Here is a 23713-nt window from a genome sequence, read left to right as displayed (position 1 = left end):
GTTTTTCCTTGCCCTCCCTTACCTGTCTTTCGGATCAAGCGCATCGCGCAGACCGTCACCGATGAAGTTAAAACAGAACAGGGTGAGCGCCAGGAACACAGCCGGATAGATCAGCATCCATGTCGATGCCTCGATCACCTTGGCCCCTTCGGAAATCAGAACGCCCCAACTTGTCAGCGGCTCCTGCACGCCCAGTCCAAGGAAGGACAGGAAGCTCTCGGTCAGGATCACCTGGGGGATGGTCAGCGTCATATAGACAATGACCGGGCCCAGAACGTTGGGAATGATGTGGCGGAAAATGATCTTGAAGTTCGAAACACCCGTTGCGTGGGCGGCTTCGATAAATTCGCGCCGACGTAGCGACAATGTCTGACCGCGGACAATACGTGCCATGGTCAACCATTCAACCGCGCCAAGGGCGACAAAGATCAGGAAGATGTTTCGGCCAAACACCACCATCAACATGATGACAAAGAACATGAAGGGCAGGGAATAAAGCACATCGACAAACCGCATCATGATGCTGTCGATCTTGCCGCCGAAATATCCGGCAACTGCGCCGTACGTAACGCCGATGATCAGCGACACCGTGGTTGCCAGAAGCCCGACCGCAAGCGATACACGCGCGCCATAAAGCACCCGGATAAACAGATCGCGACCATTGCCATCTGTGCCAAAGATATGGCCGTTTTCCCAGTTCGGACCTTCCTGGATATAGCCCCAGTCGATCTGGTCATAGGCATAGGGGCTCAGAAGCGGGGCAAAGATTGCGAGTAACGTAATAATGCCCAGAATGATCATGGAGCCGACAGCGGCCTTGTTGCGGAACAACCGGATACGGGCATCGCGCCACAGGCTGCGACCTTCGATTTCTTCGGCCGCGCCGGCTGATTGCAGCAGAGCTGTTTTTTCAGATTTATTCATCATCAGCGTGACTTCAGTTTGGGATCAAGAAGGCCGTAAATCATATCGACCAGGAAGTTCAGCAGAATGATCATCACCGCATAGACAATCACCACCCCCATCACGAGCGGGTAGTCGCGGTTCAGCGCTGCCTTGATGAAATAGGTGCCGATACCAGGCACGCCAAAGATGCTTTCGATCACGACCGAGCCGGTCATGACGGCCGCCGTTGCCGGACCAAGATAGGAAACAACCGGTAGCAGCGCGCCCTTGATGGCGTGGCGATTGACGACAAGCGTTTCGCGAAGGCCCTTGGCGCGTGCGGTTCGGATGTAATTCGAATGCAGAACCTCGACCATCGACCCGCGGGTCAGACGTGCGATATAGGCAATCTGGGGCAGGGCAAGTGCGATGATCGGAAGGATTTTATATTCAAGTTCCCCGTCCCCCCAGCCAGCGGTCGGCAGGATCGACAGATAAAGCCCAAATACCAGCGACAATAGCGGCGCCATGACAAAGTTCGGAATGGCGATGCCAATCATCGCGACACCCATGACAACGAAATCAACCGCACTGTTTTGTCGAATGGCGGCGTAGGTGCCAAACGCGACACCAAACAAAAGTGCAATGGCAATCGCGCTCAGGCCCAGCTGCATCGAGGCAGGGGCGCCTGCCATGATCAGTTCGGCAACCGAAAAGTCGCGGATTTTAATTGATGGTCCGAAATCGCCCTGGAAAAGCTTGCCGATATAGATCGCGTATTGTTCGACCAGCGGCTTATCAAGGTCATAGGCAGCCTTGATGTTCTTTTCGATTTCCGGCGGCAATGCGCGTTCCTGATCGAACGGGCCGCCCGGTGCGATACGCATCATGAAGAAGGCGACTGTGATCACGATGAACAATGTCGGGATCGCGATCAGCAGGCGCCGAATGGCGTAAGATAACATTTTCTCTCATCCCCGTCGGGGTGGTCACAGGCTGCGGGCGGGAGGAACACCACACAGCCTGCGACACGAAGGCAGGATTTACTCGGCGATGTCGAGCCAGCGGGTCAGGTGACGATCCGGGGCATTATCGATCCAGCCCTTGATCTTTGGTGAGACCAGCTGTTTCGAGACATAGTAGTAAATCGGGATGTAGGGCTGTGCCTCCATCATGATGGCTTCTGCGCTATGCATCAGTTCTGCACGCTTTTTCAGGTCGCCTTCATTCTCGGCGGCCAGCATCAATTCGTTGTAGCGCGGGTTATCAAATGCTGCATAGTTCAGCGGGCCGGTGCGTTCCTCGCCGAGGAACAGGAAGTTCTGCGCGTCGTTGTAATCGGCAATCCAGCCAGCACGGGCGACTTCAAAGTCACCGACTTTCAGGTCGGCATAGTGGATTTTACCTTCGGTGTTAAACAGCTCTGCATCGACGCCGATCTGTTTCCACATGTTCTGAACCGCAATCGCAATGCGTTTGTGGTTTTCAGATGTGTTGTAACGCAGCGTGAATTTAAGCGGGTTTTCAGCAGTATAACCGGCTGCTTTCATCAGTTTCTTGGCTTCGGCAACCTTGTCACCATACGAAAGGTCTTTCCATGAAACATATGCAGGCTCGGTATAGTTACCGGTTCCCGGCGGAACAAAGGAATAAGCCGGAAGTTCGCCGGTTTTCAGAACCGCGTCGGTGATTGCTTCGCGGTTGATCGCAAGCGACAGTGCCTTGCGGACGTTCGGATCCTGGAATTTCTCTTTGTCGCTACGCACGGCGTAGTAATAAATCCCGGCATAGGGCGCGATGCGCAGGCTGTCGGCCAAATTGTCACGCAGCCAGGAAATCTGTTCGGATGCGATGTCGCGCGCAACGTCCAGTTCTTCGGCACGGAAACGGTTCTGCATCGCCGTGCGATCTTCGTAGGTGTAATAGATCACCTCGTCGATCGGAACGTTTGCAGCGTCATAGAATTCTTCGTTCTTGACCAGTTTGGTGTGAACGTTTGGCACCCATTCGACAAGTTTATAAGCGCCGTTCACAACGATATTTTCCGGCTTTACCCAATCCTTGCCATATTTTTCAACGACATGACGTGGAATGGCGAAGGCGGTCTGGTGGGTCAGCTGCGCCAGGAAATAGGGCGCAGGTGCGGTCAGTTTAACTTCGAGGGTATGGTCATCAATAGCCTTGGCTGCGAGTTTCGCGCCATCCTTGCCAGTGTTAACTTCCTCAGCGCCTTCGATGATGTAAAGCAGGGATGCGTATTCCGCGCCCAGTGCCGGATCAAGAAGACGTTCCCAGCCGGCGATAAAGTCCTGCGCCGTAACCGGGGTACCATCCGACCAGTTATGGTCGCGGATTTTGAAGGTGTAAGTCATCCCGTCTTCGGAAACGGTCCAGCTTTCGGCTGCACCGGGAACCGGTTGGCCATCCGGGCCATATGTCAGAAGACCCAGCGACATATCATCGGAGATGCGGCTGGTCTGAACGGTAGAGATGAAATGCGGATCCATTGACTGCGGTTCGCCGTCGTTACCAATTCGCAGGATCTTTTCGGCCTGCGCATGGCTGGTCGACAACATCGTCATCGAACCGGCAATCAAGGCGGTACCCAATACAAAAGCACGTGAGGATTTTAGCAACCCGTTCACGAGACCTTTTGCAGTCATCGCGTTGTCTGACATCTAAAATGTCTCCCTTGTCATTTTGATTTTTCGTTACGTACCTCCCAGAAAGTACGTACGTGAAAATACTGATCCGGGTATGCGCTTACTGCAAGGCAGATTCTACACAACGGGGCAGATAGATTAATGCTTGCGCGGGAAAACGTTTTCAATCGTTAATTGTTGTGCACATTACGAATTGTGTCGAATTTATTACGGTGTTTGGCATTCTTAACACCAATCGTCCGAAAACCGTCAGGACGGTATGGTTTCGGTGGATGATCGCGCAAAAGTGGTGATCTGCGCTGGCATCGTTCCCATTCGACCGTCTCGCACATCACAAGATGCGACCGAATCGCAAGAAACCCGGCCCATATGGTGGTCACAGGACGGGTTTGAAAACAGCAGATATTGGACAGCGAACTCTTTTGCAGGCCTTGTGGCGATCTGATCGTGATTTTACGAACGCGTGGAACCTATCAAGAATATGGGTGAAAATAAGTGCGTGAAGAATAGTGCGATCAAGGCGATATTGCATAAATCGGGCTGTTTGGATCGAAGTGCCTGCATCCATCTTGCTGAGGCCCTTCAAGTAAGTCTTGGTTGCAGCGTGCCTGATAGTCGCGTATTTCCGTAGAGTTCGTTGCGGCCCTTGCGTTCTGCTCGGCCAAGCATATCCCACCAACAGAAACCGCCACTGAAGGCGCAGGAATGATTGAAACATTCGACATTCTTTTTTTGATCGTTTCGGTTCTTGGCGTATCGCAGGCGATTTTCCTGATTGTCCTGTTGATGGACGAAGGAAAGCGTTCTTTTCGCGCCAATCGCTGGCTCATGGTGTTCGGGTTTTCGGTCGGTATGAGTTTTATCGACGATACGTTCGACCCGTTCATCAGTCCGATTGTGAACCTGTATCTTGTGCCGGTTTTTGCGCCTTTCTTTTTTGCCTTTATACCGTCGATATATTTGTATTTTCGGGAAGTTTCCGGCAGCCCGGTTTCCCGGCCCTATCGGCATTTTCTGGTATTAATCCCGGTGACCGCAGCGATCGGGCTTATGGTTTACCTAAAAAGCACGCGGATGGTCGCCAATCAGGATCATGTGCGTGATGTCGGGTTGCAGATTGCGTTTTCATCGCAAGGGCTTGCCAATTTGGTGCTCCTGGCAATTGTCATCCTGTTTTGCGTGTCGTTTGTCGGTTACATGGCCGGGATATGGCGGCTCGCGCGGCGTTATTTGCGACAAGCCAATTGGCAACTCCAGGCCGACAGTGAACGAATGCGTCGCTGGATTATCGAGCTTCTTGTCGGGATGACTGTGTTGTTTACGGTCTTCACCCTGACCAATTTGCTGGATCTGTTTGTCTTTCACGCGGAATGGCTGTCGCTTGGTGTCAAGGTGGGGTTTGTGGTTGTGTTCTTCCGCATGTGCCAGGTTATCGCCCAGAACCCGGCGATCTTTGTGCAAGCGGAAACCGAAGACGGCGCCCAGGACAATCTGCCTGAACGTCAGGAAACCGGCCAAGGGACCGACGCCCAACAGACCCCGATGTTGCGTGCAATTGTTGATGATCCCGGCATCGCCCGTATTCGCACCCGCCTTGCAAGGATCGTCGCAGACCGTGAAGTGATGCTTGATCCATTGCTCACCATGCCGAAACTGGCTTCTGCTGTCGGGGCAACGCCCAATCAGCTTTCCTTTGTCTTGAACCAGCATCTGGGCAAAAGCTTCTTTGATTTCGTTAATGAAGTCCGGGTTGACGAGGCTTCTCGCCTGCTGATCGAGGAACCAAATCGCACGATCCTCGATATCGCAACTGAGGTCGGCTTCAATTCGAAATCGACCTTCAATCAGGCTTTCAAGAAAATCACCGGTCATACACCAAGTAACTATCGTCAGAACAATTTCGCAAAATCAGATAGTTAGGGCGTATGAATGCGCATTCGTACCTGTTTGGTGCGGATTGTAGGTACAAGGCTATAAAACCGGACGCCTTCCTTCGTACGCTCGGGCAATGTCGCGACATCAACAACATAATTGGGATGTTTAGACATTATGGTATCGCATTTTTGTTCTCGTCGTTTGGGGGATGCAATGGTGCTGGGCGGACTTGGCATCTGTACGGCAGCCATCATCATCATGCTTGCCAGCAGCGCACACGCCCAGACTGCAACGCCTGGACAAAGGGAAATTATCCGCGAACAGGTAAATCCGCAGACCGAAGACCCACTTAAACCCTGGCTTGGTGGCAATTGGCAGATCGGTGCCTTCGGCCAGATCAGCAGCAATCCCTATCGCGGGGCCGATAGTACAGATTTAGACGCGCTTCCGGTATTGGCCTATGATGCCGAACGTCTTCGTATTGGTATTGACGGCATTGATGCCAAAGTCTGGATGAATGACTTTGCCAGCGTTTCGATCATCGGTGGCCTTCGGATGGAGCCGTTTGACCCGGGTGACTCAAGCTATCTGAGCGGGCTTGAAAAACGCGATATGGCATACGAGGCCGGTATCGGCGGATCGTTGCGTGTTTGGCACGGCGAGCTTCAGGCAAGCTATCAGACTGATCTCAACAATGCTCATGGCGGGCATGAGGTGGATGTTGCTTATTACCTCCCAACCGAATACGAAAAGTTCAGCTTCAATGTCGGCGGTGGTGTGACCTGGCAAAGCGAAGACCTGGTTGATTACAACGTCGGCGTACGTCGCAATGAAGTGCGCAGTGATCGTGGCTTCTATTCCCCCGACGCCACCTTTATCCCGCATCTTGATTTCAGTGTGACCTATCCGGTGACCGAAAGTTTTGCCGTCGTCGGGACCACTGACGTTAAATTCCTGCTTGATGAATATACCGACAGTCCGATCATTGATGAGGACTATGTGCTCAGTGCTGGTCTGGTGCTGGTCTACACCTTCTGACCCTGAACCGTCTCCCTGTCATCATCTTACCTCGAACTTGTCGGTAAGCAATCAGGCTTTGCCGACGAGACGGACCGGCATCCCCCACTATTGCAACCAACTGCCGGTCCGTTACCTTTTGGCGCGATTTCGTTCCTGATCGGTGGCGGGTATCGGGATAGCAGCCAGTTTCACCCTGATACCTTCAGTTGCAGCAAATCCCATTTGTTGCCATAGAGGTCCTCGAACACGGCGACCATGCCATAGGGCTCATCGCGGGGAGCTTCAAGAAAATGAACCCCTGCATCAACCATGCGTTTGTGATCGCGCTCAAAGTCATCTGTGTTCAGGAAAAAGCCAACGCGACCGCCGGTTTGATTGCCAATCGCGCTGACTTGGTCGTCATTGCCTGCCTTCGCCAGCAAAACACGTGTTTCACGAGCTCCCTTCGGGGAGACCACCACCCACCGTTTCCCACAGCCCATGTCGGTATCTTCAATCAACTCAAAGCCGACTTTTTCGGTGTAAAATGCGATGGCTTCGTCATAGTCGCGCACGACAAGGGCGAACAAACCGATATGGGGCATGGTTATCTCATGGTGGGAAATGGATCAGGGGTGGCAGCTATATCAGGCCAAGCGTCTTAAAGGAATTATATCCCGCCCGGCTGATGATGATGTGATCATGAACGGTGATGTCCATCGCCTTGGCGGCATCAACAATCTTGCGGGTCATGTCGATGTCACCCTTTGACGGGGTGGCATCGCCGCTTGGATGGTTATGCACCAGAATGAGGGCCGAGGCATGCAGTTCAAGCGCACGCTTGATGACTTCGCGCGGGTAAACCGGTGTGTGATCGACGGTACCGCGTTGATGGCATTCATCGGCAATCAGCCGGTTCTTGCGATCAAGAAACAGCAGATGCAGTTCCTCGTTCTTAAGGTGCCCGATCCGGGCCCGGCAATAATCAATCAGCTGTTCCCAGCTGGCGATAACCGGCAATTCCATGGCCCGTTCACGTGATAGATGTAGGGCACTTGCCTCGGCAATCTTGATCGCGGCAATCCCGGCTTCGCCAAGTCCCTTGGCGGTTTTGAGGTCTTCGGGGCGGGCGGCCAGGACACTGGCAAAGCTGCCAAATTGCGCGATCAGCGATTTTGCCAGTGGTTTGACATCCCCACGCGGCATCGCCATGCACAGCATCAGTTCAAGCAACTCGTAATCGGCAAGGGCGGTGGCCCCCCCCTTGATAAACCGATCGCGCAGCCGTTGGCGATGCCCGTGATAATGGGGTTTTGCGGATTTGGATTTTTCGGCGTCCACTGCGTCGGTGCCGGATGCGCCAAGCGTGCCCGATGCATGCACTGTCCGGGCCTGATCGAAAAAGACCCGCGTGCCATCATCGATTTCTGATGAGGTTTTTTGGGCAGGAGTGGAAGCAGCTTTGCGATCCTGTTTTTCGCTCAAATCTGCTTCCCCTTGTTAGGTGCCCGTTACTCGGCAGCTTTGCTGAGATCGTAAGGCGGCTTTTCCAGACCGGCCGGGGATCGGGTAAAGATTTCAAACCCGTCATCCGTCACGCCGAGCGAATGTTCAAACTGTGCAGACAGTTTGCGGTCTCGCGTCACGGCTGTCCAGCCATCGGGCAAAATTTTACACGCATAGGTTCCCTGATTGATCATCGGCTCAATCGTAAAGATCATGCCGGGCTCAAGCACCATACCTTCGCCTGGCTTGCCGTAATGCAGAATATTTGGTGCATCGTGGAATACCTGACCAAGCCCGTGACCACAGAAATCACGCACCACCGAAAAACGTTCACTTTCGGCATAGGACTGGATGGCATGGCCGATATCGCCAAGGGTTGCGCCCGGCTTGACGGCATTGATTCCGCGCCAAAGCGCCTCATAGGTCACATCCACCAGACGCTGCGCCATGACTTTGGGCGTGCCAGCGATATACATGCGCGACGTATCGCCATACCAGCCATCAAGGATCACGGTGACATCAATATTCATGATGTCGCCATTGGCGAGTTTCTTGTCGCCCGGAATACCATGGCAGACCACATGGTTGATCGACGTGCAGGTCGATTTCGGAAAACCGCGATATCCAAGGCAGGCCGAGATCGCATTATGATCGCGGATATATTCATCGCACAGGCGATCAAGCTCACCGGTGGTGACACCCGGAACCACGTGCGGGGTAATCATATCAAGCACTTCTGCTGCCAGCTTGCCAGCGGCGCGCATGCCTTCAAAAGCTTCGGGGCCGTGAATTTTGACTGTTCCGTTCGCCACCCGAAAATCTCCTTAAACTCGGCAATATCTATATTCGATGTATAGCCCAATGACATAAAGCCACCGGCCAGAATTGGCAAGGATTGGCTGATATGCGCGGGGTTTGATGCTTATAAGCCGGTGATCGGTAATGTGTCGCGCACCGTCACCGCACTGGTATCAATCGAACAATCATAGGCAATCGCCTCAACCCCGTTCGCGCGGGCTGCCTTGAACCGTTCACCGTAATGCGGGTCAATGTCGGTGGCCAAGGTAAAGCGGTCACAATCGGTGCGCTGGATCAGATAAAACATCACCGCCCGGTGGCCGTCGGCAACCATATCGGCCATTTCATCCAGATGCTTTGCCCCGCGTGCGGTGACGGCATCGGGGAATTCGGCAAAACCTGGAACGTCTTCGTCGCGTTTGAGGTGAACGTTCTTGACCTCGACGTAACAAAGCCCGAGCTCAGGATCGGATAGCAGGATATCAATACGGGAATTCTTGCCGTATTTGACCTCGCGCTTGAGGCTTTCATAGCCCGCCAGTTCGGGAATTTTCCCGGCAAGGATTGCTTCTTCGACAATGGCATTCGGGTGCGCGGTATTGATGCCGACCCACGCATCGCCGATCTGGCAAAGCTCCCAGCTATATTTCAGTTTGCGTTCGGGATTGTCTGATTGCGACAGCCAGACATCAATGCCCGGCTCCTTCAGTCCGATCATCCCGCCCGGATTGGCGCAATGGGCGGTAATCACTTCGCCATTATCAAGTTCGACATCGGCGAGAAACCGTTTGTAACGTTTGATCAGCTTGCCGTGGATCAGCGGTTGGGGAAGTTGCATGTCGACCTTTCGGGAATTCTATCCTGACAGAAACTGTCGTGTGACGGGCGTTATCAGACTGCCAATTTCGCGGCAAACAGGTCATACATCAACCCCTTGCAGCCTCAACCCTTTAGCGGAGCCATCATGCGTCAAAGCCTGCGCGATAAAATCATTGCCGTTTGCGATCGGAAAATCGCGCAAAAGGGGCCGGAAGTTGGGCTGTCCTTCTATGCGTTCTTTGCCAATCGCAATGATGACCCGGAAACACTGATGGAGGCCGCAACCTGGTGGATCAAAACCCACGAACTTGACCACTTTGAAAAGGCGACCAAAATCCGCGAGATGGTTTCAGCCGGGAAGTGATCCCGGCTTGATCCGGCTTTATTGCTTTTTCGCGTCATCACCGAGGAAATCAACAAGGCTGACCTGACCCGTCCCACGGCGCAGCGGTTTGGGCTGGCTTTCATCCGGGGCCCAGGCGGTCAGATATATCACCTGAAACTTGGCATGGATGCGGCCATCAGTACGCGCATGGCGTTCGTGATAAATTGCTGCCGCCCGCGCAAGGGTGCTGCGTTTGGTGAACTTTTTGGATCGTTTGGCAATCAGGTTGCTTTCACCCATCCCTGACAGATCGCGCATCAGTTTCAGCGCATCGGGATAGTCGATATAGATATCATCGGCATCGACCACCGGCAGGGCAAAGCCGCTGCGCTGCAAAAGCGCCCCGGCATCCTTGACGTCGACGAACGGTGAAACGCGCGGGGATACGCCGCCTTCTTCCTCGGCCTCCGCCGTCATCAGAGCTTCGCGCAAGTCCTTAAGCGTCTCACCACCCAGCAAGCAGGCCAGAAACAGCCCATCGGGTTTCAACGCACGACGCGCCTGAAGCAACATGCCGGGCAGGTCATTGACCCAGTGAAGCGACAGGTTGGACAGGATCAGATCAAGCGATCCTTCGGCAAAGGGCAGGAATTCCTCGTCGGCCACCAGCGTGCCTTTGCCGTTCTTGGCCTGTGCGGCCTTGGCATAGCCCCGCGAAATGTCACTTTGATACAGCGTTTCAATGCCGCCGCGGGTGCCGATGATCTGGCCCAGCTCACCGCTATGGCAGCCAAGATCGACCGCCAGCGGGAATTTACGGGTGGTGTCATCAAGGCGATCGGCAAGGCGTTCGGCGGTTTCGGCAAACAGGAAATTATAATCCTGCGCCTTGGTCGCCGCGCGGTCGCGGCGCAGTTTCAGGATGTCTCGATCAAAGACGGTGATCGGATCGGCCATGGGGCGGGAAGCTCCGGCTAAAATCGTTGTAAAAGTTACGATCTAGATAGAGCTTTGATCCCGCCCTTGCAATCGAAGAACCTGAAATCCATTCAGCCTATATCGACAGAACCAGTGGCGTTGGTTCGCCATCTTCCGGTTCGGCAGGGACAGCGCAACAGATCAAGGCTTCGTCCGGGCCGACTTTTGCGCTGGGCCGGTTTTTATAGGTCACGCTGCCCTGGGTGATTTTGGTGCGACATGTGCCGCAATTCCCACCCCGACAACTTGCCTCAGGCGTGAGACCGGCATCCTCGGCCAGTTCGAGCAACGTCTTGTTTGCATCCGGTTGCCAGACGGCCGACCGGTTCGATTGGGCAAACACGACCTTGGTGGGCTTGCTGCTTGCGCGAGGCAATTCGGGAACGTCGTCATCGCTGTCCCGGCTGCGGGTTAATGACGCGGGGCCAAATGCCTCTGCGTGAATGCGTTTGTCGGCGATGTTCAGCCCGCGCAGCCCGTCATAAAGGCCTTGCATGAAGGGCGGCGGGCCGCACAGGTAGAAGTCAAAATCATCAAACGGCAAAACGGCCCGCAATAGGTTCATGTCGATATAACCCGCTGCTTCGTAATCCTTGCGCGGTGTTGCACCATCGGGATCACCAAGAACCCGGATGATCCGGATATTGCCCTGGGCGGCTTTGACCAGTTCGATAATTTCCGCATCAAAGGCACGGTCAGCAAGGCTCCGCGCTGCATAAAACAGCCAGATCTGGCGGAAATTGCGTGTGCGCAATCCCTCGTAAACCGCATGGCGCATCATCGACATCATGGGCGTGATGCCAATCCCGCCTGCCATCAAAACCATCGGCCGTTTGATATCCGGCAGCAGGGAAAAATCACCAGCAGGGGCGCGTGCCTCAAGGGTATCGCCAACATTCAAGTTGTCATGAAGATGGCCGGATACGACGCCTTCGCGTTTGACACTGATCCGATAGTGCGCATCTGACGGTGCGCTTGAAAGTGTATAGGTTCGGATCAACGGTTTGTCATGGCCCGCCACATTCACCCGGATTGGCAAATGCTGACCGGGGTTGAATGACACCACACCACCCTGATCAGCCGGTTCGAGGTGGAAGGATTTGATCAGATGGTTTTCTTCTGTAATCCGCACCACTTTGAACGAGCGCCATTGTTGCGCGGCGCTCATCGCGGCGAGCTTCTTCTCGGCACTTTCCCAGTCCCCGGTCAGAAGGCTGTTGGGGGACATGCCTTCTTCCTGCGGGCGCCAGCGAATTGGCAATACCGATGCCCGCCAGACTGTTTTGCGCGGAAAAACACGCCACAGCCGTTCGGCACCTTTGAAAGCACTGATTTCCGGGCCTTCGGTGATGACTTCTGCGTCACCGGTAATTTGCAAGACATCACCGGTCGCAAAATCGGTAAAGACAAGCCCTGCCTTGGGATTGCACAGGATATTGCCCAGCGTATTGAAAAACTGGTTTCCGGCGAAGTCAGGAATTGTCAGCGTGCCATCGGCATCAACATGAACAAAGCCCGGTTTGCCGCCACGATGGGATGCATCAACTTCGCGATGCCCGCCGTCACGATCAACATAGGTCGCAACGAAAAAGGTATCGGCCTTAGCAATCAGGTTTCGCGCCCGGTCATCAAGTTTGCCGGATATTTCGGGTTTGGATGTCGGCGCAGACATCGGGGCGCGGACAAATTCGAAATCACGCAGGCGGATATATTGCGGGCAATTGCCAAAGCTGTGCCCGACCCGAATGTCAAATTTCGTATCAGTCTGTGCGGTAATGCGCCCATTCAACCGGTTGCGGCGGCGCGTATGCAATTCGATGCCGATCATGCCAATCGGCTTGCCGTCGCCCATCCCGGCATCGGCCGGGTCATCGGCGTCGCGCGGCAAGTTGACGGACAGGTGATAGGGATCAGATGCCGACAGGAACCCGGGATGATTGGCGCGCAATGTCGCCCAGACATCATCGTTCTCGTCGACAGTTCCGAACACGGCAAAGGGCAGTTGCGGATAAAACTGGCGATGTTGATCGATCAGGTGATCACGCAGAACACGTTTGCCGACATCCGCCATTTGTTGACGGACACCGACGCGTTCCTGCATCTCGATTTCACCTTGGTGCCAGGCCTCACTGTCTTTTGGCGGCATCACTGGTGTGGATGTTGAGGTGTTGGCCGTGTTCATCTCGTGCTCCTGTCCATAGGAAAGACGGTATCGAGGCGGGGCAAATCCGGTGGGGCCGGTGCTTTGAGTTCTTGCACGCTACGCGCAGGGATCAACGACCGGCCCATATCGTCACGAAGCCGCCCGAAGACCGACCGACGACGTTTCAAACGGGACAAAGCCCGGCAGTGCTTCAATACGTTTGAGCCAAGCAAGGACATGCGTGTAGGTGCTAAGCTCGACATTGCCTTCGGGGGCGTTGGCGATGTAGCTGTAAAGTGCGATATCGGCGGCGGTCGGATGATCAAGCGCAATCCATTCGCGGTTTGACAGGCGATCATCGATCAGTTTCAGAACGCCATGCGCACGGGCAATAACATCGTTTGCATCAAACTTGGCGCCAAACAACGTCAACAGACGTGCCGCACACGGGCCGTAGGCAATTTCACCCGCTGCAACCGAAAGCCATCGCTGAACCTGTGCCAGATCCGCTGCATCTTCGGGGAGCCAGCTGGTCGCACCGGCCTTTCTGGCGGCATAGACCATGATTGCGATGGAATCCGCGATGACAAGGTCGCCATCTTCAAGCACGGGAACCTGCCCGAACGGGTTCAGTTCAAGGAATTCCGGGGATTTATGTTCGCCATTGACCATGTCGACATGAACCAGTTCGTGATCAATGCCAAGCAGGCTAAGGAAAAGGTGTGCGCGATGGGCGTGTCCCGACAGCGCGAAATAATACAATTTCATGAAACATCCTCCGAGTTACTGGTTCGCATGGGGCGAAAACGGAGGATATTGTGATTATTTCTATTTAATGATGGAATTCCGTTTATTGGAAATTTAGTATTCCGATAAGTGGAATAATCATATGGCGCAAGATGGACCGTTTCGAAGCAATGAATGTGTTTGTGCATGTGGTAGAGGCGCGCAGCTTCGCCGCCGCTGCCCGCACATTGCGTCAAAGTCCACCTGCCGTGACCCGCGCGGTCGCGTATCTGGAGGATGTAACAGGCGCACGCCTTCTGACGCGCACAACCCGTTCGGTCACGGTGACAGAGGCCGGTGCACGGTATTATGCAGACTGCAAAAGATTGCTCGCCGACCTTAAAGAGGTCGAGGCCGCCGCCGGCGGGGCCTATGCCAAACCAAGCGGGATGCTGACCATCACCGCACCGGTTCAGTTCGGCCAGATGCATGTCGCCCCGATTGTTGGCGCGTATCTGGATGAATATCCCGACATGCGTGCACGTCTTTTGCTGTTTGATCGCATCGTCAATATTGTCGAGGAGGGCATCGACCTTGCGGTGCGCATCGGTGATCTTGCCGACTCATCATTAACTGCCGTCCGGGTCGGAGAGGTCAGCCAGATCCTTTGCGCATCATCGGGTTACGTTGCGAGGTTTGGAGCGCCGCAAACACCCGTTGATCTTGGTGCCCATCGCCTCATTGCCACCACCGGATCGTCCGCGCGGCTTGATTGGCAATTCAGATCCCCGGATGGCGGGCGCAAGATCGGCTTTTCCCCGGATGCCAGATGGCAAACCAATTCGATTGAGGCCGCACGAAATACCGCCCTTGATGGTTGGGGGATTGTGCGCATGCTGTCCTATCAGGCGGCCCCCTATCTTGCGGACGGGCGATTGGTGGCCGTGCTTGGCGAATATGATCCCGATCCGGTGCCAATCCATCTAGTCCATCCCGAAGGCCGCCATGCCCCGGCAAAGGTCCGGGCCTTTATTGATCTGGCGGCGGATACCTTACGGAAAAATCCGTTATTTGATTTTGGCTAATTCAATCCCTGCGTGTGCTATGCTGCCTTTTCCTTAAGGTGATCGTGGGTAGCATCGCAGATGATCGAATGGGTCCGCACCGTCGCAACCATGGGCGTTAACGCCATTTTACCACCGCGGTGCGGGGGCTGTGGCGATGTGACCGATACCACCCATGCGGTCTGTGCCGCGTGTTGGGCGGGTTTAAGGTTTATCACGGCCCCGCAATGTGCTTGTTGCGGCTATCCGTTCGAACTTGATGATAGCGCTAACATCGGCGGTGATCCTGATGAAAGCGGACAGATTTTGTGTGGCAATTGCCTGCAAAAGAAACCGGCCTTTGATCAGGCACGGGCGGCACTGGTGTATGACGATCACAGCCGCGAATACCTGTTGCGGTTCAAGCATGCGGATCGCGGTGATCTGACGCCGCTTCTTGCGCGCTGGGTCTATCAGGCGGGCAGGGGGATCTGGGATCAGGCCGATCTGATCGTGCCGGTGCCCTTGCATCGAAGACGGCTTTTGAAACGGCGCTATAACCAGTCGGGCCTTTTAGCGGCAAAGCTTTCGCAGATGACAGGCGTGCCTTGGGACGGGCTGGTTTTGGGGCGGCAGCGCAATACAAGAAGCCTTGGCGGGCTTGGCCCGTCTTCGCGCAAACGCGAAGTTGGCGGGGCATTTGTTGTCGATGAAGTCCGCGCTGAGAAACGCAATCTTGCCGGGGCGCGGGTGGTGTTGGTTGACGATGTTCTGACCACCGGGGCGACGGCCAATGCCTGTGTTCGGGCGTTAAAGCAATCAGGCGTTATGCACGTATCTGTGATCACCGTTGCACGTGTCGTGCGATGACGCGCTGCAAGATTTCTGTTATATAGCCGTCATCGGACTGAAATTCCGCACCGTATCAGACGCAGTGGACCCGATAATCCGGGGCATTCGCGATGATCGGTTGCCAAAGAAAGGATGACTGCCTCATGGCAAAAGTTGAAGTCTATGCCACCGAATGGTGCCCGTATTGCAAGCGTGCGCGCAAGCTGCTTGAGGAAAAGGGTGCCAAATACCAGCTGATCGATGTGATGATGGAACCGCGTCGCAAAAAGGAAATGATGGACCGTGCCAATGGCCGTCATACCGTGCCGCAGATCTTCATCAATGACGAACATATTGGCGGCTGTGACGAGCTGATGGCGCTGGAAGCTGCCGACAAGCTCGAAGCCAAGCTGTCTGCCTGATCGCCAATTAGCTGATTAACGGCAATTGTCATACAAAACCCCGGCCAGTTTGGCCGGGGTTTTTATTTGTCTGATGATTGCAATCTTAGCCGAAGGTGGCTTCCATTTCCTTGCGGAAGGCAATCGCCGGGTCCTTGGCATCAAATTCGACATCGTCCCAGGTCAGGGTTTGGTCCATCGCGACGGTGCGCTTGATTTTCAAATGGTGCGCAAGCCCGATCGGAAGGGCATTGCGCGACTTTGACGTCAGGGCAGGCATCAGTTTACCGTAAACCGTATAGCCGCCTTCGCCATCCAGCATTTCACCGGGTTTAAGATCACGTTTGGCGGTGGCAACCGCATCGCCCGACCATGCGCGTGATGTTCCGGTGGCCTCCCCGCGCAGGGCGGCTGAGGCCACCGAAATGCCAAGTTCCAACCCGATCAGGTGATAGGGCTTGTACATGGTGGAGTATTGTCCGCTTGGATCGGTCAGAAGGCCATATTCGTTAAAGCAGCGCGCAACATATTCGCTGGGGGCCTCAAAGGTCACATAAACGCCCCAGCGCAGATCGCGGAACACAGGACGGGTGTCACGTTCAAGGCTTGAAACCACCTCGACCGTGCCTTTGCGATCCAATATGCCACCACTTTCACGCGGGCAAAGCAGGCGGGGCAAATCGTCAACGCCACAGGCCGGGAACTGCAATCCGCAATCCTGTGGCACAAGATCACAGGCATTGGACACGGCCGCCATTTCAATGGCCGATTTGGTGCCGTCCAGGAAGCTGTTGAAAATTTGCGGGTTCATGCCGCCGGCCTGTGCCTGTTCGGGTGTCAGGCCATAGTGATGCCAGACATCATCGGGCGTGACATGGTGATAGATCGGAAGATATTTGGTGCCCTTGCCAGCACACGTTACCGGCAGGCCAATCGCGCGTGCCCAATCAACCATTTCCGAAATCAGCGCCGGTTGATCGCCGTAGGCCATGGAATAGACAAGGCCTGCGGCCTCGGCGCGTTTGGCAAGCAGCGGTCCGGCAAGCACATCGGCCTCGACATTGACCATGACGATATGACGGCCATGTTCGATGGCCTTAAGCGCAAAGCGTATACCGGCCGCGGGGCTTCCGGTGGCATCAATGATGACTTCAAGCCCGTCGGCAGCAATCAGGGCGTCGGCATCTTCGGTCAGCCATGTGGTGCCGTCGCGATAGGCCGATGCAGCGTCCTTTGCGGCAAACTGGTCATCCGACCATCCAACACGGCGCAGGGCGGCCTTGGTACGATCAATGCTAAGATCGGCAATACCCAAAACGTGATAGCCCGGATGATGGCCGGCCTGACTTAAAAACATCGATCCGAACTTGCCAGCACCGATAATGCCAACCCGGACGGGATTGCCTTCATCAGCCCGTTTGCGGAGCTTTGTATCAAGGTTCATTGGCGTTCCTCCCAGACAGGAAACTTGTCGTTCTTATATGGTTCTGCCTTTGGCAACGCGGACGGGTCATTGGCAGATTTTTTGAAGTCGATGGGGATTGTTGGTGCGAAGGGCGACGAAAAGGCGGGCTGTTGGTGGCAGCGAGGGGAAGGTCAGCTTGGCTTTTCCATTCGGGAAATCAGGCGATCACGTGCATTGCGGCCATGATCGCGCGCCAGTTTTTCGGCAAGAGGACCATCGCCGACACAGATTGCATCGGCGATGGCCTGATGTTCCGTCCAGATCGGATCACGGGGGTACCCGATCTGCAGGTAGGCATGCATCACGCGTCTGATCTGAAGCCAAACTGCGGCTGATGCTTCGGGCAACAGGGGGTTACCCGACAAACGGTAGATCGTTTGATGGAATGCGACGTCGGCTGCAACAAGGTTTGCGGTGTCGCCGCTGCCCAGAGCGTGGTGTCCCTGTATAATGGCAGCCCGCAAAGCCGGTTCCCGATCCGGTGCCTTGGTTTCAGCAGCAAGGCGGGCCGCAAGCCCGTCAAATGCTTCTCTCAGGTCATAAACGTGACGGACAAGGTCGCTGTCGACAGGCGCAACGCGATATCCGCGCCGTCCCATCGGTTCGACCAGTCCGTCACGACGCAGCAACCCCAGAGCTTGCAACACTGGTTGCCGCGAGACATTGAGTTCCTCGGCAATAGCTTCCTGACGCAAAGGTGTCCCGGGAGGGAGAGCACCGGAACACAAGGCATCAACCAAACGGTCATGCACTTCGTCAGTCAGACTTTTTCGGCCGGAAAGAGGTTCCATCTTCGATCCTCGTTAGGTGTACGGAATACTGTATACACTAATTTTGAGGATGAAAAGACCGAATTTGGGATGTGCGTGATGTCGGTTGTTGATGCGGAAATGAGCAATGTGTGCGTTAAGGCGCGGGTCTTTTTGCGGGCCTTGTTCGCGGCTGCGCTATCCCAATTGTCTATTGCGGCAGGCTGGGATGAGACGCATCATGAAGACGGATAATGATAAAAAGGAGACTGCGTCATGACCCGTTTCATTGCGGCCTGCGTGCAGGTCAATTCGCGCGATGTGATGTCTGATAACCTTGCACGGGCGGCAACCTATGCCCGCGATGCCCATGCGGCCGGGGCCAGATTGATCGCCTTTCCTGAAAACGTGTCGATGATGTCGTTTGGCGGCGAAAATGTCCGTGCCGCTGCCTTTCCCGAGAATGAGCATCCCGGTCTGGTTTTCTTTTGCGACCTGGCCGAAGAACTGAGATCAACGCTGATTGTCGGATCGCTGCATGTCAAAGTGCCGGATGAAGACCGTGTTGCGAACCGGTGTTTTGTGATTGGTCCGGATGGCAAGGTCATCACGTCCTATGACAAGATCCACATGTTTGACGTCGATCTGGCCAATGGCGAAAGTTACCGCGAAAGCAAAACATTCCGTCCCGGCAATGCGGCCCGACTGGCCGACACCGAGTTTGGCAAGGTCGGAATATCGATCTGTTATGACGTGCGGTTCCCGCATCTGTTTCGCGATTACGCCAAGGCGGGGGCAAAGATCCTCAGCATCCCGGCGGCCTTTACCCGCACCACCGGGCAGGCGCACTGGCATACGCTTTTGAAGGCGCGTGCGATTGAAAACGGATGCTTTGTGATTGCGGCGGCCCAGTGCGGTGATCATCCGGGCGACCGCCAGACATTTGGTCATTCCCTGATCATTGATCCGTGGGGACAGGTTTTGGCCGATGGTGGCACCGATCCGGGTTTCATCACCGCCGAGATTGATCTGACGCGCGTTGATGAAATCCGCCGGATGGTGCCATCACTTGGCAATGATCGGGAATATAAACCCTGCTAGTCATCTTTGATCGAAGTGGTCAGGCGTAACTGACCACTTCGAATTCGATGTTGTTTTCGTCCCGGAAATAGAACCGGCGGCCGGGTTCGTAATCGGCATGGTTGAAGGTTTCAATGCCGTCGGCCTTGATCTTTGCCTCGGTCGCATCAAGGTCATCGACGACAATCCCGATATGGTTCAGCCCGCCGATGGTGGCATAGGAGTTTTCCTGGCCGTCCTTTGGTGTGCCAAGGGCATAGATCGCGACATAACTTGTGTCGTTGCCAACATGATAGGACAGCCCGCCATGGATGGCTTCCCCATGCCAGCGGGTGTGCCAGCCAAACCAGTTATGCAGGTTCTGGGCGGTTTTCGCCGGATCGGCGACCGTAAAATTCACGTGTTCGAGAAATGCAGCAGTCATGGCTTATCCTTGTTTTGGTGTGTCTGTTTTCCGGTTTCCCTTCTTGGTAATTCCTCAACTATAGTTGAGGTCAAGGGGTAATTCTCTTTGATTGATATAGGAAGCGTTGAGCGGTTTTTCACAGGCTCACGCGATCTCACGAAACAGTGTCGCAACGTCATTTCGCTTTGAAGCCCTTCCCGGGCAAACTCGGTTCATCAGGGATTTTCAAACGGAGGAACAGGGATGATGTTCAAAAAGTTTTTGATCGGTACGGCATTTGTTTTTAGCCTTTCGGGTGCCGCCCTTGCGGGCGAGCAATATGTCGATGAAACTGGCTTTGCGATCAGTGGCTATGACGCGGTGGCTTATTTCAACTTGCCGCAAAAGGATGTCGGCATGATGCAGCCCCATGCCGTTCCGGGCCGGGCCGACATTACCGCCGAATATAACGGCGCGACCTGGGCATTTGCGTCCGAGGAAAACCGCGACATGTTTCTGGCCGATCCGGCGAAATACGCGCCGGCCTTTGATGGGCATTGTGCATACGGGGTTGTAAAGGGCGGCAAAGTGCCGGCCAACCCGAACCTGTGGCGGATTGTCGACGGGAAACTTTATCTGAATATAACGCCGGCCGTCGTTGGTTTCTGGAACGAAGATATTTCAGGCAACATCAGTGCGGCCAAAGGCAACTGGACCGACCTTGAAAGCAAGTCCGCGTCGGACAAAAGCTGGATGGCGATTTCAGATAATGACGGCACCTATGATATGGCAGCCCCGATCAAGTAATATTGGTGGCGCGCAGACAAACAAAAACGCACCGGCAAACTGGCCGGTGCGTTTTGCATTTCAGGACAGTGAAGCAGGCGGTTAGCCCGCGATTTCACCGCCGTCATTTTTGGTCACAGCCACAACCGACGGACGCGGCGGCATTGCTGCCTGGAAGTCCGGCCAGCGGGTGCTTGGCGCGTCATAGGATGAACCGTCTGCCGGGTGCTGAACGGCAAGGAACAGCGTCTTTCCATCCGGGGTGAATTCCGGACCGCACATTTCCGCACCAACCGGGCACGCAAAGAAGAATTTGGTCAGCGCACGGCCCGGACCATCGACATCGGTGGCGTGCATGCCATCAGGAATGTCGGACTTCGGTGCGCCGTCAGTTGAAATCCACAGACGACCACGATGGTCGATTGCCATGTTGTCCGGGCAGGAAACCCAAGATTCTGCCGCCGGATGGTAAACCGCCTTGTCATCTGCAACCGCCGGGTTACCCGCAGCAATCATGATGTCCCAGGTAAAGCGCGAAGCGGTGTGATCGGCATCCTTGCCGCGACCACCCGGAGGGGTGAGTTCCAGCACGTGACCATGCGGGTTGGCCGCACGCGGGTTTGCTGCGTTACCTTCCTTGCGCTTGGAGTTGTTGGTCAGCATGACATAGACCTTGCCGTTGACCGGGTTCGGTTCGACGTCTTCCGGGCGGTCCATCTGGGTTGCGCCCAGAAGGTCGGCCGCACGGCGTGCTTCGATCAGAACATCAGCCTGGCTGTGGAAGTCGTTTTCAGCGGTCAGCGGGCCTTCGCCAAAGATCAGCGGCATCCAGTCAAGGCTGCCATCTTCGTGGAACTGGGCGACAAAGAGCGTGCCGTTTTCCAGAAGGTCCATGTTCGCGGCGCGATCATTCGGATTGTATTTGTTTGCCGCAATGAATTTGTAGAGATAGTCAAAGCGCTGATCATCACCGGAATAGGCAACAACGGAGTTGTCCTTGTTGATGATGACGGTGGCACCTTCGTGCTTGAAGCGGCCAAGGGCGGTGCGCTTTTTCGGCATCGAGGTCGGATCGTACGGATCGATTTCAACCATCCAGCCAAATTTGTTCGGCTCGTTCGGGTCTTTTTCAACATTGAAGCGGTCGAAATATTTAACCCACGAGTACCAGCTGTCCTGGCTGATGCCCAGACGCTTGTAGTTGCGTTCTTCGCTGGTTTTGGCGATATCGCCGCCAAAGTATCCGTTGAAGTTTTCTTCGGCGATCAGAACCGTGCCCCACGGGGTTTTGCCACCCGCACAGTTGTTCAGCGTCCCGATAACACGGGTGCCGGTGGGATCGGTGTTGGTTTTAAGGCGGTCATGACCAGCAGCCGGGCCGGTAATCTGCATTTCGGTGTCGATCGGGGAAATGCGGCGGGCATAATCGGACCCGTCAACAACTTGCCATTTGCCACCGGTTTTCTTGACTTCGATGACCGAATGACCGTGGGCAGCAATTTCATGGAGTGCCTGTTCTTCGGATGCATCCATCGCGTCCTTAAGGCCCGACCACATCAGTTCGGCATTGGTGTATTCGTGGCTGACGCACAGCAGGCCATGGTCGGAATTCTGCGAACCAACCGGAAGCGGCATATAGCCGACATAGTCGCAGTTATAACCGAACTGCTTGTTCTGCGCGTTGGCATCGACCTGACCCGGAACGAATGCCGGTGCATCGGCGACAACCTTGTCGCCCCAACGGATCAGGACGCTGGCGTCATAGCCATCAGCAACTGCGTGGGTTTCGGTGATTTTCTGCGGGATGGATTTGAAGGTCAGGGTCGAAGGTGACTGCGCCTTGGCAACGCCTCTGGTCGCAATGCCTGCGCCCACAACTGCCGACGTCGCCATCAGGCCTTTGAAAAAGCCGCGGCGGGAAAAGCGTGCATTGATCAGATCGTCGATGCACGGATTGTTGGTCGGGTTGGACGGGATGTCGTCGCTATCTTCGATGATTTCGTATTTATCGTTCATGGCTTTTCTCTCTTAACGCCTATGCCTGAAACAGCAGCAGGGAAGATGCCAGAAACGACACGTTTTAATTATGAAAGTTGTGTTTCTTTTTGCAAAAACAATATGTTACGGATTTGTTTCAATCATCCATGCCGTTCAGCTAATCAGCCTCATTCAGGCTTTTGCGCCACAATAGATTGTTTTATCGCTGTAATTTCATCACCCGGTTTCGCTGTGATCGGTCCTTGCTGATGGGCTGTGATCGTCCAGTCGGCAAACGTATCTGCCAATTCATCGGTGCGCAGCAGGAAATCCGGTGATCGCGGACGGCCATATGCCTCGTTCCCGACCATGAACGTTTCATAAATCAGGGTGCCGCCCGGTCGGACGGCGTTGCGCAGATATTCAAACAGCGGCCGATGCAGGTAATTGGCAACAACAATCAGATCGAACTGTTTATCGCCCAATGACCAGCTGCCGGTTTCAAGGTCGGCTTCGATCCAAGTGATTGCATGGTTCGTATCGGTATCGGTTTGTGAAAGGTCGCGATCAATTGCCGTCACCTGCCAACCCTGATCCGCCAGCCAGAAGCTGTGCCGTCCCTTGCCGCACGCAAGATCAAGCGCGCGATTGGGGGTAGGGTTTGGCGTGGGACAGTGCTGAGTGACCCAGTTTGATGGCAATTGGGATGACATTTTTGTAAATCTTGGTTATTGAGTGTGGCGCCCGCGGGCTGGCGATCCCGGCCGATGCGCGCCATATGATCTGTATCTGATAGTGTTATCGTTTTGCTACTGGTTTGGCTTATACACGTACCATCATGATTCTATTTCAGCTTAAATGCGAACATGATCACGAATTCGAAGGTTGGTTCAAGGACGGCGCAACATATGACGCGCAGGCCGCCAGCGGGGATTTGTCCTGCCCGGTGTGTGGGACGTCAAATGTTGGCAAGGCCCTGATGGCACCGCGTTTGCGCACGTCACGCCAAAAAGAAGTCGCTGCTGAAAAACAACAGCAAAAGGCAATCGCCGAAGCGACCCAGGCCGCAATTGCCGAAATTCGCAAACAGGTCGAAAGCAACTGCGAAAATGTCGGCAACAAGTTTGCCGAAGAAGCCCGCAAAATCCATTACGGCGAAACCGAAAAGCGTGGCATCTATGGTCAGGCATCACTTAAGGAAACAGCCGAACTGGTCGATGAAGGCATCGATGTCATGGCGTTGCCGTGGGATGACGGAACCAAAAAGAACTGACGCGAT

At 54.8% G+C, this 23713-nt stretch carries 25 protein-coding genes; 10 read left to right on the top strand and 15 right to left on the bottom strand.

The features are described from left to right. Window positions 1-18: 18 nt before the first annotated feature. From oppC to AC5Q5A_RS16975, 3 genes are all read right to left on the bottom strand, one after another. Complete coding sequence (gene oppC, locus AC5Q5A_RS16985) at window positions 19-927, bottom strand: oligopeptide ABC transporter permease OppC (RefSeq protein WP_199679452.1); 909 nt, start codon at window positions 925-927, stop codon at window positions 19-21. Next, entirely contained in the window at window positions 927-1850 is a 924-nt protein-coding gene (oppB, locus tag AC5Q5A_RS16980; protein WP_493895991.1) for an oligopeptide ABC transporter permease OppB, read from the bottom strand. Before oppB ends, oppC begins: the two co-directional genes overlap by 1 nt. A 78-nt stretch (window positions 1851-1928) precedes the next feature. Then, on the bottom strand, window positions 1929-3563 hold the full coding sequence (locus AC5Q5A_RS16975; RefSeq protein ID WP_493895990.1) for a peptide ABC transporter substrate-binding protein: 1635 nt from the start codon (window positions 3561-3563) through the stop codon (window positions 1929-1931). Window positions 3564-4253: 690 nt separating this feature from the next. Between AC5Q5A_RS16975 and AC5Q5A_RS16970 the strand changes: the two genes are divergently transcribed. Next, on the top strand, window positions 4254-5468 hold the full coding sequence (locus AC5Q5A_RS16970) for an AraC family transcriptional regulator (protein ID WP_493895989.1): 1215 nt from the start codon (window positions 4254-4256) through the stop codon (window positions 5466-5468). A 129-nt stretch (window positions 5469-5597) separates the two neighbouring features. After that, window positions 5598-6461, top strand: coding sequence for a MipA/OmpV family protein (locus AC5Q5A_RS16965; RefSeq protein WP_493895988.1), 864 nt, complete (start codon window positions 5598-5600; stop codon window positions 6459-6461). Window positions 6462-6631: 170 nt separating this feature from the next. Here the strand turns inward: AC5Q5A_RS16965 and AC5Q5A_RS16960 are convergent, their stop codons facing one another. The 4 genes from AC5Q5A_RS16960 to sfsA form a co-directional block, all read right to left on the bottom strand. Further along, window positions 6632-7027 (bottom strand): VOC family protein, encoded by a 396-nt coding sequence (locus AC5Q5A_RS16960; protein WP_120224569.1) that lies wholly within the window; start codon window positions 7025-7027, stop codon window positions 6632-6634. A 37-nt stretch (window positions 7028-7064) separates the two neighbouring features. Continuing rightward, the gene (radC, locus tag AC5Q5A_RS16955; protein WP_493895987.1) at window positions 7065-7907 is read right to left on the bottom strand and encodes a RadC family protein; all 843 of its coding nucleotides are present in this window, start codon (window positions 7905-7907) and stop codon (window positions 7065-7067) included. Between the two features lie 26 nt (window positions 7908-7933). Continuing rightward, window positions 7934-8740: a type I methionyl aminopeptidase gene (gene map / locus AC5Q5A_RS16950; protein ID WP_493895986.1), complete on the bottom strand. Its 807-nt coding sequence runs from the start codon at window positions 8738-8740 to the stop codon at window positions 7934-7936. Window positions 8741-8850: 110 nt separating this feature from the next. Continuing rightward, a complete protein-coding gene (gene sfsA, locus AC5Q5A_RS16945) occupies window positions 8851-9564 on the bottom strand; it encodes a DNA/RNA nuclease SfsA (RefSeq protein WP_493895985.1) in 714 nt (237 codons plus the stop codon). 126 nt (window positions 9565-9690) lie between these two features. Here sfsA and AC5Q5A_RS16940 point away from each other — a divergent pair, with 126 nt between their 5' ends. Then, window positions 9691-9909 carry a DUF6500 family protein gene (locus tag AC5Q5A_RS16940; protein WP_493895984.1) on the top strand — a complete coding sequence of 73 codons (219 nt, stop codon included), beginning with the start codon at window positions 9691-9693 and terminating at the stop codon, window positions 9907-9909. Between the two features lie 18 nt (window positions 9910-9927). Here AC5Q5A_RS16940 and AC5Q5A_RS16935 read toward each other — a convergent pair whose 3' ends face one another. The 3 genes from AC5Q5A_RS16935 to AC5Q5A_RS16925 form a co-directional block, all read right to left on the bottom strand. Beyond that, on the bottom strand, window positions 9928-10827 hold the full coding sequence (locus AC5Q5A_RS16935) for a methyltransferase domain-containing protein (protein WP_493895983.1): 900 nt from the start codon (window positions 10825-10827) through the stop codon (window positions 9928-9930). 97 nt (window positions 10828-10924) lie between these two features. After that, a complete protein-coding gene (locus tag AC5Q5A_RS16930; protein ID WP_493895982.1) occupies window positions 10925-13030 on the bottom strand; it encodes a pyridoxamine 5'-phosphate oxidase family protein in 2106 nt (701 codons plus the stop codon). Window positions 13031-13141: 111 nt separating this feature from the next. Beyond that, a complete protein-coding gene (locus tag AC5Q5A_RS16925; RefSeq protein WP_493895981.1) occupies window positions 13142-13759 on the bottom strand; it encodes a glutathione S-transferase family protein in 618 nt (205 codons plus the stop codon). 131 nt (window positions 13760-13890) lie between these two features. Between AC5Q5A_RS16925 and AC5Q5A_RS16920 the strand changes: the two genes are divergently transcribed. The 3 genes from AC5Q5A_RS16920 (at window position 13891) to grxC (ending at window position 16013) form a co-directional block, all read left to right on the top strand. After that, window positions 13891-14802: a LysR family transcriptional regulator gene (locus tag AC5Q5A_RS16920; RefSeq protein WP_493895980.1), complete on the top strand. Its 912-nt coding sequence runs from the start codon at window positions 13891-13893 to the stop codon at window positions 14800-14802. 60 nt (window positions 14803-14862) lie between these two features. Next, window positions 14863-15630 carry a ComF family protein gene (locus AC5Q5A_RS16915; RefSeq protein WP_338183084.1) on the top strand — a complete coding sequence of 256 codons (768 nt, stop codon included), beginning with the start codon at window positions 14863-14865 and terminating at the stop codon, window positions 15628-15630. 125 nt (window positions 15631-15755) lie between these two features. Continuing rightward, a complete protein-coding gene (gene grxC / locus AC5Q5A_RS16910) occupies window positions 15756-16013 on the top strand; it encodes a glutaredoxin 3 (protein WP_008891709.1) in 258 nt (85 codons plus the stop codon). Between the two features lie 85 nt (window positions 16014-16098). Here the strand turns inward: grxC and AC5Q5A_RS16905 are convergent, their stop codons facing one another. Together AC5Q5A_RS16905 and AC5Q5A_RS16900 are read right to left on the bottom strand one after the other, a co-directional pair. Next, window positions 16099-17436 carry an NAD(P)H-dependent oxidoreductase gene (locus AC5Q5A_RS16905; protein WP_493895979.1) on the bottom strand — a complete coding sequence of 446 codons (1338 nt, stop codon included), beginning with the start codon at window positions 17434-17436 and terminating at the stop codon, window positions 16099-16101. A 152-nt stretch (window positions 17437-17588) separates the two neighbouring features. After that, window positions 17589-18248: a GntR family transcriptional regulator gene (locus AC5Q5A_RS16900; protein WP_493895978.1), complete on the bottom strand. Its 660-nt coding sequence runs from the start codon at window positions 18246-18248 to the stop codon at window positions 17589-17591. 78 nt (window positions 18249-18326) lie between these two features. Here AC5Q5A_RS16900 and AC5Q5A_RS16895 point away from each other — a divergent pair, with 78 nt between their 5' ends. Continuing rightward, the gene (locus tag AC5Q5A_RS16895; protein WP_493895977.1) at window positions 18327-18461 is read left to right on the top strand and encodes a hypothetical protein; all 135 of its coding nucleotides are present in this window, start codon (window positions 18327-18329) and stop codon (window positions 18459-18461) included. A 21-nt stretch (window positions 18462-18482) separates the two neighbouring features. Beyond that, window positions 18483-19307, top strand: coding sequence for a carbon-nitrogen hydrolase family protein (locus AC5Q5A_RS16890; protein ID WP_493895976.1), 825 nt, complete (start codon window positions 18483-18485; stop codon window positions 19305-19307). Window positions 19308-19326: 19 nt separating this feature from the next. On the opposite strand, the gene AC5Q5A_RS16885 is transcribed toward AC5Q5A_RS16890, so the two are convergent. Then, complete coding sequence (locus tag AC5Q5A_RS16885) at window positions 19327-19710, bottom strand: VOC family protein (protein ID WP_493895975.1); 384 nt, start codon at window positions 19708-19710, stop codon at window positions 19327-19329. A 225-nt stretch (window positions 19711-19935) separates the two neighbouring features. Here AC5Q5A_RS16885 and AC5Q5A_RS16880 point away from each other — a divergent pair, with 225 nt between their 5' ends. Next, a complete protein-coding gene (locus tag AC5Q5A_RS16880; protein ID WP_493895974.1) occupies window positions 19936-20478 on the top strand; it encodes a YHS domain-containing (seleno)protein in 543 nt (180 codons plus the stop codon). A gap of 81 nt (window positions 20479-20559) precedes the next feature. Here AC5Q5A_RS16880 and AC5Q5A_RS16875 read toward each other — a convergent pair whose 3' ends face one another. Together AC5Q5A_RS16875 and AC5Q5A_RS16870 are read right to left on the bottom strand one after the other, a co-directional pair. After that, a complete protein-coding gene (locus tag AC5Q5A_RS16875) occupies window positions 20560-22473 on the bottom strand; it encodes a PhoX family protein (protein ID WP_008891703.1) in 1914 nt (637 codons plus the stop codon). Window positions 22474-22622: 149 nt separating this feature from the next. Next, window positions 22623-23147: a class I SAM-dependent methyltransferase gene (locus tag AC5Q5A_RS16870; protein ID WP_493895973.1), complete on the bottom strand. Its 525-nt coding sequence runs from the start codon at window positions 23145-23147 to the stop codon at window positions 22623-22625. A gap of 125 nt (window positions 23148-23272) precedes the next feature. Here AC5Q5A_RS16870 and AC5Q5A_RS16865 point away from each other — a divergent pair, with 125 nt between their 5' ends. Then, entirely contained in the window at window positions 23273-23707 is a 435-nt protein-coding gene (locus AC5Q5A_RS16865; protein WP_063088954.1) for a DUF1178 family protein, read from the top strand. The last annotated feature ends 6 nt before the right edge of the window (window positions 23708-23713 follow it).

It is taken from the genome of Thalassospira sp. CA1 (assembly GCF_059052855.1).
Note: the sequence above shows the minus strand (reverse complement) of the source record. Positions and strands in the feature narration are given on the sequence as shown.